This window comes from Novosphingobium olei (genome assembly GCF_037076535.1).
Lineage (GTDB): Bacteria > Pseudomonadota > Alphaproteobacteria > Sphingomonadales > Sphingomonadaceae > Novosphingobium > Novosphingobium olei.
Genome location: NZ_AP029021.1, coordinates 2,490,776 through 2,504,778, shown reverse-complemented (window position 1 = coordinate 2,504,778; position 14,003 = coordinate 2,490,776). Strand labels below are relative to the sequence as shown.

10 protein-coding genes are annotated in these 14,003 nt (G+C 59.4%); 4 read left to right on the top strand and 6 right to left on the bottom strand.

Annotated elements, in window-relative coordinates:
• Positions 1 to 2: 2 nt before the first annotated feature.
• From AACH40_RS11730 to AACH40_RS11705, 6 genes are read right to left on the bottom strand one after another with little or no spacing between them, the layout of a single operon-like run.
• Entirely contained in the window at positions 3 to 917 is a 915-nt protein-coding gene (locus AACH40_RS11730) for a DsbC family protein (protein ID WP_338642578.1), read from the bottom strand.
• Complete coding sequence (locus tag AACH40_RS11725; RefSeq protein WP_338642577.1) at positions 914 to 2,254, bottom strand: TraB/VirB10 family protein; 1,341 nt, start codon at positions 2,252 to 2,254, stop codon at positions 914 to 916. Before AACH40_RS11725 ends, AACH40_RS11730 begins: the two co-directional genes overlap by 4 nt.
• The gene (locus AACH40_RS11720) at positions 2,247 to 3,005 is read right to left on the bottom strand and encodes a type-F conjugative transfer system secretin TraK (protein ID WP_338646058.1); all 759 of its coding nucleotides are present in this window, start codon (positions 3,003 to 3,005) and stop codon (positions 2,247 to 2,249) included. Before AACH40_RS11720 ends, AACH40_RS11725 begins: the two co-directional genes overlap by 8 nt.
• Entirely contained in the window at positions 3,005 to 3,577 is a 573-nt protein-coding gene (locus AACH40_RS11715) for a type IV conjugative transfer system protein TraE (protein ID WP_338642576.1), read from the bottom strand. Before AACH40_RS11715 ends, AACH40_RS11720 begins: the two co-directional genes overlap by 1 nt.
• 11 nt (positions 3,578 to 3,588) lie before the next feature.
• The gene (gene traL, locus AACH40_RS11710) at positions 3,589 to 3,876 is read right to left on the bottom strand and encodes a type IV conjugative transfer system protein TraL (protein WP_020819170.1); all 288 of its coding nucleotides are present in this window, start codon (positions 3,874 to 3,876) and stop codon (positions 3,589 to 3,591) included.
• 26 nt (positions 3,877 to 3,902) lie between these two features.
• Complete coding sequence (locus AACH40_RS11705) at positions 3,903 to 4,232, bottom strand: hypothetical protein (protein ID WP_338642575.1); 330 nt, start codon at positions 4,230 to 4,232, stop codon at positions 3,903 to 3,905.
• A gap of 260 nt (positions 4,233 to 4,492) precedes the next feature.
• Between AACH40_RS11705 and AACH40_RS11700 the strand changes: the two genes are divergently transcribed.
• From AACH40_RS11700 to AACH40_RS11685, 4 genes are all read left to right on the top strand, one after another.
• Positions 4,493 to 5,044: a transcriptional regulator gene (locus tag AACH40_RS11700; protein ID WP_338642574.1), complete on the top strand. Its 552-nt coding sequence runs from the start codon at positions 4,493 to 4,495 to the stop codon at positions 5,042 to 5,044.
• A 45-nt stretch (positions 5,045 to 5,089) separates the two neighbouring features.
• On the top strand, positions 5,090 to 5,329 hold the full coding sequence (locus tag AACH40_RS11695) for an AlpA family transcriptional regulator (RefSeq protein ID WP_338642573.1): 240 nt from the start codon (positions 5,090 to 5,092) through the stop codon (positions 5,327 to 5,329).
• A gap of 48 nt (positions 5,330 to 5,377) precedes the next feature.
• Complete coding sequence (locus AACH40_RS11690; protein ID WP_338642572.1) at positions 5,378 to 5,716, top strand: hypothetical protein; 339 nt, start codon at positions 5,378 to 5,380, stop codon at positions 5,714 to 5,716.
• A gap of 476 nt (positions 5,717 to 6,192) precedes the next feature.
• Complete coding sequence (locus AACH40_RS11685) at positions 6,193 to 13,893, top strand: UvrD-helicase domain-containing protein (RefSeq protein ID WP_338642571.1); 7,701 nt, start codon at positions 6,193 to 6,195, stop codon at positions 13,891 to 13,893.
• Positions 13,894 to 14,003 lie beyond the last annotated feature (110 nt).

Genomic DNA, 14,003 nt, shown 5'->3' with positions numbered 1-14,003 from the left:
GGTTATCCTTTCGGAGCTGGGGTGGGGGCCCGGGTGGAGGTTGGGCGCAGGAATTCCCGGAGCACTGCAGCAGGCCGGAAACCCTCGAGAACGGCGCCATCGGCGGGGCGCACGATCACCGGCGTGCCGCCAAAGCCGTGTGACCGGGCGAAGGCCTCGTTGGCATCGAGGCCGCTCGTGTCGCAGGGTTTGGGATTGGCGAGCGCCAGACCCGAATAGGCCATGTGCAGCGCCAGCTCGGGCCGAGGTGCGCACAGCACCCGCTCGGCGTCGCGGCGGCTCTCTGCGCCGAAAATCGAGATCGGCCGTTCTTCGACCCGCGCCCCGATCGCCTTCAGTTCTGCCTCAAGCTTCTTGCAGTAGCCGCAGTGGAAGTCCGAGAAGACAACGACACGTGGACCATTGGCAGGGCCCCAGGTGATCGCGCCATTTGATGGAAGCTTGCCAAGCTGCACATGCCGCGGTTCAGCGTTCCGGGCTGAAGCTGCTGATGGGTTTGGGCTCCCATCCGCTTGCGCTTCGGGATTGCTGCGCCGTGCTGCCCCTGCCGCCAGCAGGTCCGGATTGAGAGCGAGCAGTCGTGCAGCCGTCAGATCCTGACGGGCTTCCATGTCATAGACCCGGCCGATCACCAGATACTTCGCAGCCCGGTCAACGTAGAAGAGCGTCGATTTGGATGCGACTTCGCACAAACCCCCAAGGCCCTTGCAGTTGATCGCGTCGATCGGCGTCTTGGGCAGGCGCAGCTTGAGTGCTTCACGCACCTTCGCCGTGTCCGGAGCGGCAGCAGGGGCTGCAAGGCTTGCCACACCCCATCCAGTTGCGGCCGACAAGGCGATGATTGCTGCCACCCCGGCGCTGGCACGCAACCAGCGGCGCCGACCATTGCCGTGATCTAAAAGCGAGTTTTCAATCATTGGGAGTTCCTCACGTAGACGCCGTCGAGGAACACGATCTCGACATCGATGCCGGTCGGCATCTCGACGACGGGTTGGTACTGTTCGGCGCGCTCGATCAGGTATTTGCTGACCGTGTCGGCGGCATCGGCGGCGCCCTGGCCAAGCCCGCCGCCGAGGATTTCGCCGGCAGACAGCTTGGAGCGGCTGCCGTCGGGGTTGGTCGTGACACCCGAAAAAACACTGTTGGCGTTGGCTGAGAAGCCGCGCCCGAAACCGCCGACGATCCCGGCGAGCAGAGCCTGGCTGACCAGACTGCCTTCGCGGCTGACCACGCGGCCCCGGACCCCGGACTTGCCGGCGAAGCTGATGAAGCCCTTGACCTCGCTCACTGCGACCCGGCCACCAGGCTGATCGCAGGTCATGCGGGCAAGCTTCACATAGACCTTCTCGCTGCTGAGATCCCCGCGCGCTGCGCCGTTCACAACGCAGCCCTGGATCCGGGTGGTCAGAACCTTTCCGTTCTGCATGACGGATCGGGCAGGCCCCGTGATCCTCAGCACCACGGGCAGCGGATCGGTCTGGCTGGCGACGCCCGCCGAGGCGTCGACGCCGACGATCACCCGGGCCGGCGCATAGGAATTGGGCGGCAGGTAATCAGGCGAGTCCTCGACGACGACCGGCGGCGCATCAGGGCGACCCACCCGGAGACCGCTGCTCCCTGCCTTGTCAGAGCTGAAGCTCATCAGCTTCACCTCGCCAGGCGACGGGATCATGCTGCCCTGCGGATCACCGCCTGCAGACACAGCACTGGGCTGGGGCGAACGTCCCCGCGCGTCATAACCTCCCGCCTGCGGCCCATAGGCCGGTGGCGGTGCAGTGGGTGCCGTCGTCGCCGGCTGAGCGGCAAGCCGTGTCTTGAGCTCGGCATTTTCTGCGGAGATGGCATCGATCGCGGCCTGCCCATCGACCCGCATGGCCTGGTTTTCTGCCTTGAGAGCCGCGAGCTGTGCCTCGATCTCCGTCCGCGGGATGCTCCCATCCTTCAGCGCCTTCTGTTCGCGTGTGACCGCATCCAGCCGGTTGCCATAGGTTGCCACGAACTCGCGCTGTGACAGATCGCGGTTGACCAGACCTGCCGTGTCGATCGTCTGCGCCGCATTGGGATCGCCGGTCTTGGCCTTGTCGTCACCGCCAAGGATGAACCAGCTCCCGCCCAGCAGCGCGAGCGCTCCCAGCGAGCCCAGCAGCAGCTTCTGACGGCGCGCAGTGCGGGCGTTGAGCCCGGAAAGTTCGGATGGCGCCGCACTCTCGGCCTGCAGAGGGGCAGGGCTTGGCGTATTGGCTGCATCAGTCATGGCCGGTCTCCGCGTTTGCGCCGACAACAAAGGCCGTGGTGCTGGTCCCGGGCTCGAGCTTTGGCTCGGCGATCGAGACAGCTAGAGTGTCGCGGGGCGCGAGATCGCGTCCGGCCAACGTCACCGGCTTCGAGCCGCGATTGTGGATGCGGACCACCTTTCCGGTGAGACTGGCGCCGCGATAATCTGCGATGAGCTGGACCTCGAGATCGCCGACCCGGGCAGGCATGGCGGCCCTCTGGCGGACCTCGAAGCCATCGACAGTCCGGTCGTTGGCCATCGCCTGGATGAGCCTGACGGCGCTGGTCTCGAGCGGGGTCTGGCTTTCCCAGTCCGCCGCTTGGGTTTTCGCGATCGCGGGGTTGGTGACGAAGACCTGGGTCGCCGGAATTTGCTCAACCCGGCACGCGACCTTGTAGACGAAGCCCTTTTTCGTGGTGGTGAAGAAGCTGATTGCCCGGGCGGCGTAGGTTTCCGGCACGGACACGTAGATATCCCCGCGCACCGGCTCGTTGGTCACCGCAAAGTCGTTGTAGGGCGTGCCGGTCGAGATCTTCGAGACGCTGGCGAACTGGTCGTCGACCAGCGCAAAGCGGGTCAGTTCCCGCGCCGAAACGCTGCACTCGATCCCGGCACCATCGGCCGCTTGCTTGAACTGGTCGGCGGCATGAGCGGGGGATGCTACTGCTGTGAGCAGTGCTGCCGCACTCAGAAGTCGGACCCGAGCGTGGGAATCTTTTAGGTAAGCCATCACTGGGCCTCCTTTGATTTGTGCTGTGGGGGGAGCTGGGCGAACCCTGCCAGCGCCAGGCGCAGGCCGCGGTAAGTCCAGCTGAAGCGGAAGCGGCGCTCGTCACTCGCAATCACCTGTGCGCCGACGAAGGTCTTGAGAGTTCCGGTCACATCCGAGGTCAACCCCTTCGGATCGACAGTCATCGACCGGATCACGAATGCCTGGGTGACGTCCGAGCCCCGCTGCTCCTCGACAATCCGCACGAGCTCAGCTTTGAGCCGCCCATAGCTTGCGGGATCCGCCAGCTTCAGGATCTCGTTCATCCAGTAATCGAGGCCCTCGGGGCTGCGATTGAGGAGCACAAGGGCGGCATCGCGGGTGACGAGCTCGAGATAGTCGGCCTCGACCCCGGCGCTGCTCACCGTGAGTTGCTTGGGAACGGTCGGCACCAGCACAACCTCACGGTCGCGGGTGGCGGCAAGGCTCCCTGCGATGACCAGTGCGAGGCCGAGACCGGCACTGGTGAGCGCGAACAGGTTCCGCTGGCGCAGCAGCGATTGCTGACGTTCGTGTGATATGTCGGAAAACATCGGTGTGCCCCTCAACCGGCAAGCAGTCGGCAGTGAGAAGGCGGCGTTGCCTTGAGGCCCAGAAATCCTGCAGGCAGATACCAATATGCGGCATGGGCTACCCAGGAGCTGGCGCGTCCTGCTTTTGCCTTTCGCAATGCGAACCAGGCGCCGAAGGCGACTATGATACCGATAAAGATATGCTGGGTGAGGATCCCCCAGGTGAAGGGGGCCAGCATTCCCGCGAACTCGTCGATGGTCCAGAAGCCGATAAGCTCGGGGTCATCGAGGCGCCGGGGAATGATGTAAGGGTCTGCCATGGCGACGCCGCCTTCTCGTGCCGTGTTCAGATGACCGCGGTCACGACCGAGGTGACGATCGGAACACCCGTGCCGACACCGATGCCGACGCCCACCGGAACGGCGACCTGGCCGAGCGAAAAGCGCCCGGATGCCAGACCGATGAGGCCGCCAGCGAGGCTGAGAACCGTGATGATCTTGCCGCCCGAACCTTCGAGAAAGTCGGTGAACTTGGTGAGGGCAGGGGTGAAGGTCGTGTCAGCGCCGGCATAGGCGGCGCTTGCCGCAAGCGCCGCGACTGCGAACGGGATGGCAATGTTGAGGGCCTTGCCGAGACCGGTGACGCCGACGCGCCGGGGGAGGGTGAGAGACTGCATGTGAAGCTCCGGTTGGAGGGGTGGTCACAGCGTCCTTGCGTTCGCTGTGTGTTCCACATGCATCTAGGAAATGTTTGTAGGAAAGAGTTGTGATATGATCCCCGCTGGAGGCGGATAGATGCGGACACATCTTTTCCTGCCCGACGATCATAACCGACGATAATGGCGCTAAATCAGTCTTTATGTGTCGGTGACTACCGTCACGCTAGCCGCGATTCGGCGATGACTCGGATAGAGGAACTGATTCGCCTCTAAACGAGATGTTCCACCTCTGTTCTTTTCATTTTCCTACATGGGATGCTTCGCGATATGCCTGCGAGTCGCACCATTACAGGAACGAGGAGACAACCATGTACCATCCAACCGCCGCCGACAGACCCGCCAATGAAAGCCTGGCTCGCGTGCTTGCCCATGCGATCGATGCCGCCGGCAAACCACGCCACAGGATTGCCAATGAAAGCGGGATGCATCGCGAGACCTTGCTTCGCGTTGCGCGCGGGGAGCGGCCTATCGGGCTCGACGAAGCATCACGCGTGCTCGCCGCCTGTGGAGCGCACCCCCGCGCCAGCATGATCCTCGCGCTCGCCGGGCAGGAAGATCTCGCTTGCGAATGGATGCATGGCGAGATGGGCGAATTTCTCGAAGAGTTCTTCACCAGCCTGCCCGTTCATCTGCAGCGCACCCTGGGGCGCAGGATTGAGGATCTGCGGCCTCGGTGGGCAGGCGGCACGGCGCAGCTGGTGGCGCGAATGCTCGCCAAGCACATCGATGATTTTGTGGGCCGCGACATCGCGATGTCGCTTTCCCGGTAATCGCCAGATTCGGAGGGGTCCGAACCCAAGCGAATGAGATCAGCAATGCCGCTTTCAACTCAAGATGACACGCACACCCCTCAACCAGCCGACACATTGCCGCCGGCTCGGCTGCTACGCCTGCCGGAAGTCATCGCGCGTGTCGGGCTACGCCGCTCCGCTATTTACCAGCGCATGAGTGAAGGGCGATTTCCAAGGTCGCGATCGCTCGGCCCCAAATGCGCTGTTTGGGTTGAAGCCGAAATTGACGAGTGGATCCGCGAAGTATCGCGAATTTCAAACTGATCGTGCCGTGATCTATTCCGTTAGGATTCCTCGCGCTAGGCTGCGCGCATGGTTTATCGATATCCGCTGGGCAATACTCTCCATCCCGAAGCCCTGAAGGAGAAGCAGCGTTCGCTGCGGGACGGCTTCCAGAAGCCTTTGGGGCTTCGTGTGCACCGTGCGCTATCTTGGCTTCGACGAGCCGAAGATGAGGATGAAGACCATGATGTCCGCTTCATCCTTCTCTGGATTGGCTTCAACGCGGCCTATGCCGGCGATGTCGAAGCATCGGCCAGCAGCTCAGCGCCGGAGGGCGAGCGCGGCCTCTTTCAGGCGTTTTTCTCGACCTTGGTGAAGTTTGACGCCCGTCACCGCGTCTACGATGCCGTCTGGCAACGGTTCAGCTAGGAAATCCGGCTGCTTCTGGATAATCGCTATGTCTATAACCCATTCTGGCAGCACCAGAATGGTGTTCCAGGCTATGCGGATTGGGAGCAAAAGCTTGAGCGGAGCCGGACTGCCATCAATCATGCCTTGCGCGGGCACGACACTGCCCGGATTCTCTCAATCCTGTTCGACCGGCTCTACGTTCTGAGGAACCAGCTGGTGCATTGCGGCGCAACCTGGAACAGCGACGTCAATCGCGATCAAGTGAGGGACGGGGCGTCTCTCCTTGGTTGCCTCTTGCCTATTTTCATCGATCTGATGATGGATAACCCCGATCATGCTTGGCCAATGCCGAATTACCCAGTCATCGACTAATTAAGATGGAGATTGTCATCACCATCTCAACAATTTCATCTGTCCGTTAAGCGCATCCTGATCAGATATTGTTATATGTTTGCGTTGGCGTGATTGTCATATTTTTCTCTGGGGCGCGGTGAATGAGGTCTTTTGCGGATCAGTTGAAGCAAATTGGTCTTGTTGATCACCAGACTATCGAGCGGGTTGACGTTTCGAGAATAGATGACGCGAATGTGCAGCTGTCCGGAGGCAACTCGGAAAAACTGATTTTGGAGTTGCCGCTGTTGGGGCGGGTTACCCGGATTGAAGAAAGTCGAGGTTTCGGCTTCATCTCGGCGGATGATGGGAAGGGTGATTTTTTCTTCCATCTGAAGGGATACGCTGGACGCCGCACCGGCGCAGAAGAGCTTCCACCGTCCAATTCGAAAATACTCTTCATAGCGGGTAGCGACTGGCGTCGACCAACCGAAAAGGAGGCGGTGCGCTGGTTTCCTGTCTCTGAAGTCCCAGCTTGGGCCGTGGAGCCCCCGGCAGATCAGGAAAAATATGATCAACTGCGCAGCGATCGACTGAGGTCGTTGAACTGGGGGGCATTATGGCGCTTGCTGCGTGCCGAATGGTATTCTCGGCAGTGGAGAAACGACGCGCCAGCCGATCTCGAAGATTCCACGCTTGAAGCGATTTGGAATTCCCGCCTCTCCGAGATTGATGTCAGCGAGTTGGCCGCTGGAAATTTTTGGGATCATTTATCCCGTTGCCACTATCGTTTTGCGGCGCGGCTCCATCCGAGCCACCCGCAGCGAGGATTCGATCTGAATCTGTTTGAGCCCCGCCAGTTGGCGGCCCTCGGCTCCCCGAAGGCATCGTGGATGCATAAGGCGGACGAGCCGATGAAGATACGGCTCATGGAATGGCATCTTCGCTGCGCCGACGCGCCGGATGACGTTGGAGATTGGAGTTCGTGGTTCCTCGGCACGCAGTCATTCGAGAGGGATCTGGCCGAAAAGCTTCTGGGCGAAAGGTTTGAGCCCAGTCCGTTCGTCGATCAGTGGCTTGCACGGCTGGCTGCAAACGCACTGCTTTCGACCGCTGAAGTGGGGCATTGGGCCGAGGGCCGTCCAGCGACTGCCCTCGCGTTGTTTGAGCATCTGCCTCAGGAAAATAAGCGCTCGTACTTCGATGCTTGGCGTGCAGCTCCCGGAGAGCTGGCCGTACTTGAACCTGATCCGTCCCGTTATGCCTCCATTCTGACCAGCGAGGCACTCTCCATCGATCTTGAAACTGATGGTGAAGCCATCTGGGAGGTCGGTTGTGCCCAAGGGAAGCAAGCGCGCCGATTGTTTGATCGAGGATCCAGTGAAGATCTGGCTCACGCAATGTCGGATGTGTTTCGCGAAATTCGTTCGGCTCCATTGGTGGTCGGGCACAATGTCCTGGCTTGGGACTGGCCAATCATCGAGCGCTTCGCTCCCTCATCACTCTCGCCGCTGGTCTGGGACACGCTGCTCGTGCAGTTTCTCCTCCAGCCGGGGGGCATCAGTCATGCGCTTGGCGGCAATCATCATGCCGATGGCGATGCCCTTGCTGTCGGACAGCTGTTCGAAAAGCAGTTGTTGATGCTAAATCCGCAGTTCGCGCGGTCGGTGTTGCTCGGCGAATTTGAAGATGCAGGTCAATTGCTTGCCGCGATACCGCAGTCTCTGCGTGGTGCTTTACGTTACGCGCGTGAAATGCCGGCCAATATTGTCGCAAATGCTGATCCGCATGAACTCCTGATATTGTCGAAAGAGCAGCTGCGGGCTCTCGATTGGGTGCCCAATGTGGCGGTGGTTTCTGCCGATCCTCTCGAAGCTCTTCCGCCAGAGCTACTGCAGATCGATGTCGAAGCACTGAAGCGGATCGCGCAAGAGGAATGCTGGGAGCAGCCGGCAGCAAAGGTCGTTCTCGCTGTCTCCCGAATTGCCGCAGAGGAAGGGATAAGCCTCAGGCGCAATATGATCCCCTTCTGGTTACTGGAAGGCGATCCAGCTTTGGCATCGGCGTTGGAGCGCGCCTCCATTGTGCCTCAAGTCGAAGCTGGGTGGCGTGTGGCACCGATACCGTCCCGACCTGAATGGTGGCGCAATGCCGACCCCGCGGCATTCAGTCTGGGAGCGGCCGGTCAGGACGTTTTCATCTTCAATCGCCAACGAGCAGCGGTTGGCGATATGGCCAAACTCTGGTCGGATTGGCAGTCGGCCCCGCTGATATATTTGAAAACTCATGATGGGATAACGGACTGGGTAAGGCAAGATCGTGCCGCTCACGTTCTCGAGCGCAGCGGTGGCCTGCAACGTTTCGCGACACGGCGGCTGCCAAGTGGCGTGAAGCGCCTTCAGGCAATTACCGTCTCAGCAGTATCAGCCCGGCCCGTGCTTGCAGCGAGGCGCCATCACGTCCTGCATCCGGGGGCATTTGATCAGCTCGGTTACTGGACCGAAGTGCTGCGGACAGTTCGCGAAATGGTGCAGCGGGAGGATCAGGCAACGCCACTTTTGCTCATCGGGAGTTCCGAAAATCCCGAGTTGGTCCGAATGCTGGAAGTCGCGCTGGCGGAACTCGGCCTGGGCGAAGTTCGTCCCGACCACAGGAGCAAGCGCGAGCATCTCCTGCGTGCTTCCCGCAATCGCTACGCAGTCGTGGACTTGCAGGCCAATTGGTCCAACTGGCATGCCCTGAGCCAAAGTGCCGAAGTTGACGTGCAACCGATCGTCGAGGCTTTGCCCCTTGAGGAGTGGTATGCTTGCTCTCAAGAAAGAGGTGATGGTTCAGGGGAGGCGCAGACGGCCGACGAAGTGGCTGGTGAGAGTGAGCCTCCAAGCCAAATTCGTGCGATTGGCACCAGCAGCATCCTGGAAGCAATCCCAACGCTGGCCGCGCAATATTTGCCTGATTGGCTGGCAGCCACCGGGCTTTCCGATTCCATGCGACCGGCAATCCTGATGGACTCTCGCCTCGCTGGCGCCGCCCGTGAGCTGACGCGGATCATTGATGTGGTTCCCCTTCACGAGATGCAGCTGACAGCTGTCGAGCTGGAACGGTTGGGGATCGCGCTAGCGCCATTCAAGATTGCCCGGGAGGAAGCGCCAACGGATTTCGCATCGATGGAGCGCTTCCTCGTCGAGAATTGGAATCCTAAACAAGGCCAACCAAAGGCGCTCGAAGGCTTCAAGCCATCTCAGAGATCGGCGATGGAGGCGATTTGCGCTCGGTCCAGCCATGTGCTCGTCTCGCTCCCGACTGGCGAAGGAAAGTCTGTCCTGTTCCAGGTGCCCGCGCTTTGCCGTGGCCTGAGAAACAGACGCCTGACATTGGTTATCTCACCATTGAAAGCGCTGATGCGCGACCAGGTTGAAGGACTGCGAGACCTAGGCTTTGCCGAATCGGTAGACTTTCTGAGCAGTGACCGGCCGAAGCACGAAATTGACGTGGTCATGCAGGGCGTCCTCGATCACCGCCTCGTGCTATTGTACGTTGCACCAGAACGTCTCAGAAGCGCTGTCTTCCTGGACGTTCTCGAAAAGCGGATGCGCTCGGATGCCGGGCTGGATCACGTCGTCATCGACGAAGCCCATTGTGTCAATCAGTGGGGGGTCGAATTCAGACCCGATTATTTTCATGCGACAGATCTGTTGCTGCGAAAGTGCCGTGAGCTCGCCGACACCGAACCGACGCCGTTCTTGCTCCTCTCAGCGACGATAACGGCATCCGACAAGCAGAAATTGGAGGCCATCGTGTCCGGTTCGCCAGACCAGCTTCCGATGCTGGTTCGACCCGAAACATTTGCTCATCCGATCAGGTCACATATCGCAATTCTGCCTCGCCGCGTTCGCGGCAGAATTGGCGGGGATGATCTCGATAAGGCAATGGCGGAACGCTTGCCGATCATTGAGAAGGCCATCTTCGATGCGAGGCAGAACCGCCTTAACACCGGTCAGCGCAGTGCCGTCATCGTGTTTGTACCCACACGGCGGCTCGCCGAGGATCTTGCCCGGCGGCTTTCAGAAGACACCGGGGGCAACGTTGAATTCTATCATGCCGGATTGGATGCGGCGACCAAGGAGGAGGTCTACGCCGATTTCCGCGATGGTGAATTGGATGTTCTCGTTGCGACTAAAGCGTTCGGCATGGGCATGGATATTCCCGATATCCATTGGGTCGTACACCTTTCGCCGCCCGGCCATCTCGAAGACTATCTTCAGGAAGTCGGCAGGATTGGCCGTGGGCAAGCAGAAAGAGAACGGGCAGAGCTGGCAAAGCTGAGTGCTTTGCTTCCATTTTCCAATGAGGACTTTGAACACATTCGTGACCTGCGGGCCCGAAACACACTGCGGACCCAGGACATCGACGATGTGTTCGGTGAAATCCGAAAAAAAGCTCATGAAGTTGATGGGCAGTTAATCGCGGTTGTCCCTGCTGAAGGCTACGTGCCGCTGGAGCACGAAACGGAAAGGCGGGCTGCGGCAACCCGGTTGCGGATGGCCATTTACTGGCTGGAGCGTGCCGGCCGGCTCACGCTTAGTGGTTCGCTTGCGGATGTTTTGACAATCGGGCTAACCCCTGATGTGCTCGAAAAAGTCTCACAGGAGGAGGGGCCGCTCGGTGAACTGGCGGAGCTGTTGCTTCACCTCGAGGACGCCGAGACATGCAATGCAGGCGACGGCGGCTCGGAGGGAGGCACGTCAGGCCGCGTAGGTGGAGAGGGCCTGCTTGCCCGCCTGCTGGAAGGCCTTGTCGATATGGTGGGGCTGGCCTTCGGCGGCTCTCCCAAGCGAGACACAAGGCCAATGGTCGCCAACGCGATAAGGCCGTCCCAGACCCGCCTCTCAGAAAATGTCACGCATTCCGAGCGCCAGGTTCAATCGGAGCGCATAGCTGTCATCAACCTTTCCCAGATAAGATTTCGCCTGAGATCAATGGCGTCAAATGATGACGTCTTGGCGGCCTTGATTGATCTGGAGAAGCGCGGCGGCGTATCCCTGAACAGGGAAATCGAATTTTCCCTGCGGCGGTTGGCATCAGAGCGGGAAGAGAGCATTCGGACGCTCTTCAATCTTGTCGATGACGCCGTGAAGCGCCTCCTGGGCAGGCTTGCAGAGAAGGCATGCGTTGATTTTCATCCCTTCGATTTGGTTGAGATTGAACAGTTGATCCAAGCCGTGGCGCTGGAAAGCGCGGCTGAGCAAGGCGGCGAGCCAGGACCAAGATCGGCGGCGGAAATGGACGAGGAGATCCTCCGGCGCCGACGCAGAATGTACGAACGTGCTTTCATCAATGGGTTTCGAACCTTGGCGCGTTCGTCGGGTGTTCGCCTCCGGCAGCTAGCTGACGAGGATGAATCAGTATTATGGGAGGCTCAGCTCGCCCAATCGGAAAACCGCGCCGCTCACCTCCGCAGAAAGTCGATCGTTCGCGGCGCGCAGTCTGTCTTTCGAGTTGTAAAAGAGTCAGACAAGCGGATTGCCATTTCCAAGCTTGTCGATCGCGTTCGGGAAGCGGGTGTTGGAGGAAAGTTCCGCGAACGGGATTTGAAGATGACGGCCGGTCTCCTGGCGGCCATGAATCTGGTTGGCATGACTGTCGATCTTGTCCAATTTTCGCATGTCGTCCTCTTGCACGAGGACCAAACTCCCCATGCGGATTTGTGGGACGAACTCGCCCAAATCAATGACTTCTCCGAAGCGCGAAACCTGGCGATGGAATTGTTTGCGAATGTGCGAATGGACGCCCAGGATGGCTTCATTTCCGGTTACTTCTCGCAATCCGATGCCAGCGGACTCAAGGATTTCCTCGAGACACAGCTGGGCGAGATTGAGGAATTAGACGGGGACGCTGATGGCCAGGCCACGTCCGGCATCATCGCGCAAATGCAGGAAAAGCTTCGCGCAACGAAAGCGGTAGAGTTCTTCGAGAAATTCAGGAATTCCGAAGAGCCGGCGCAATGGGAAGCTGTTTGCCATCCATTCAATCAGCATCTGCTGGTCAATGCTGGACCGGGCGCGGGGAAAACAACCGTTTTGGTGGGGCGGATCGTGCACCTCATCCGCGAGCAGCATATTCACCCATCTCAGATCGTCGTGCTCGCGTTCAACCGTGCGGTTGTGTTCGAAATTAAACGGCGGATCAGGGAGCTCTTCAGATCATTGGGTTATGCAGCCTACGCATCAAGGCTCCGCGTTTCGACCATTCACGCGTTCGCTATGAGGCATCTCGCCAAGGATGGTTGGCAGGGCGATGATTCTATGATGGACGGGGCCTTGTCAGAGTTTGCCAGGCGGATGGAAGGGGACGCAGATTTTCGCCGCTCTGTTGCTGGCGATGTGCGCTGCATTCTCGTGGATGAGTTCCAAGATCTAACCGACGAAGTCTATTCAATTCTGCGCACTCTATACGAGGGAAGCGAAGCACGTGCAGGCGTGATGGTGATCGGGGACGATGACCAGGACATTCTTCGTTGGCAGCGTCCAGCAGGAAATTTTTCCGAAACATATTTCGACCGTTTTGCACAGGACTTCGGCGGCAGCGATCTCAAACAGCTCTTGCTGTCCGTTAACTTTCGCTCAGGCAAAGACATTGTTCAAAAGAGTCAGGCGATGGTTTCTGCGTTCTTTGAACGATCAGAACGGTCGCGCCGCTTGAAGAATTCAACTCTCGTTTCTCGGCAAGACGCCCCCATTGAGTCTGTCTGTCTTCGCATTGACTGGCGCGGGAAATCGTTTGGCGACGCGGTCGGTGAAGTGCTCAAGCTCTGGCCGCAGATTGGCGGGCGTACCGGGGAGTCGGTCGCAATCCTGTGTCGTTCCAACGCCGAAGTTGCCGAAGCCCATCGCCTTCTCGAAGCCCACATACCAGGGATTTCGGTGCAAGGCATGGCGAACCTGCGCGTCGCCAATCTTCGCCATGTTGCTCTCTGGCTTGATTTCCTCCGCAGCGAACTCGTCAAGGATGACCGTGCGCTCACGGCGCAATTGTCAATGGAGCTCGTTGGCAAATTTATTGGCGCTATGAATGTTCCTGAAAAGGATGCGCCAAGCAATGTCTTTGTCAGCTTGGAGCAACTCTGGAACCTGTGCTGTCAAGAACAGGAGTTCCCTCATATCTCCTCGCTGATCCGCTTCGTTGAGGAATTGCGCAGCGATGACTTGAGCCGACTTTTGGAAGCTGAGGCAGAGACGTCGTCCGTCGTCGTCTCGACCATCCACAAGGTCAAGGGGCTCGAATTCGACAATGTCGTTGTACTCCCATCAAACCTCCCTTTCGGAAACAGGCGGTACGGGAAATATCTAGACCTGGAAGGAGATGCAGCAGAGGAGGCACGCCTCCTTTATGTCGCGATGACCAGGGCCAAACGAAACCTGTGGCAGTTTGTTGGAGACAGAGAATATAGCTGGGCCAGAAGCTCTCCAGCGCCGTTCGATGGTCAGCGAACAGACGGGTGCGTGCTCATCGGTTCCCCTGAGGATGTGGGGCTTGGCTGGGCCCTGCAGCGTAGCGGCTTCAATACTCAGCCAGAGCAATGTCAGGCCTATATCGAGCAAGAAGTCAAAGTGGGCGATCCCGTCGCACTTGGCGGGATAGGGTTAGGCGCGCACAAAGCTCTGCTGCATCGAAGCCCGTCAGGCGCAGTACGACAGATCGGGTTTCTGGCAAAGAAGCATGGTGCCGGAAGCAGTAATTCTGATCTGCGGGTCAGCTCCGTGATTAGATTTTACCCAAATGACGCTAGCGACGGAGAGTTGGGGGCGGTTGTGACCGAGCGTGGATGGGGCTATGTAGCATTGGTGTCTGGACGAATTCGATAACATCGGCGATTTGTACACAATCTCCCACAGGCGCGGTTCCAGGCGGAGCCTTCACATGCGAGTGCGACAATAATGGTCGTGCGATGCGGGGGCTGGGCCTGATCGGACTT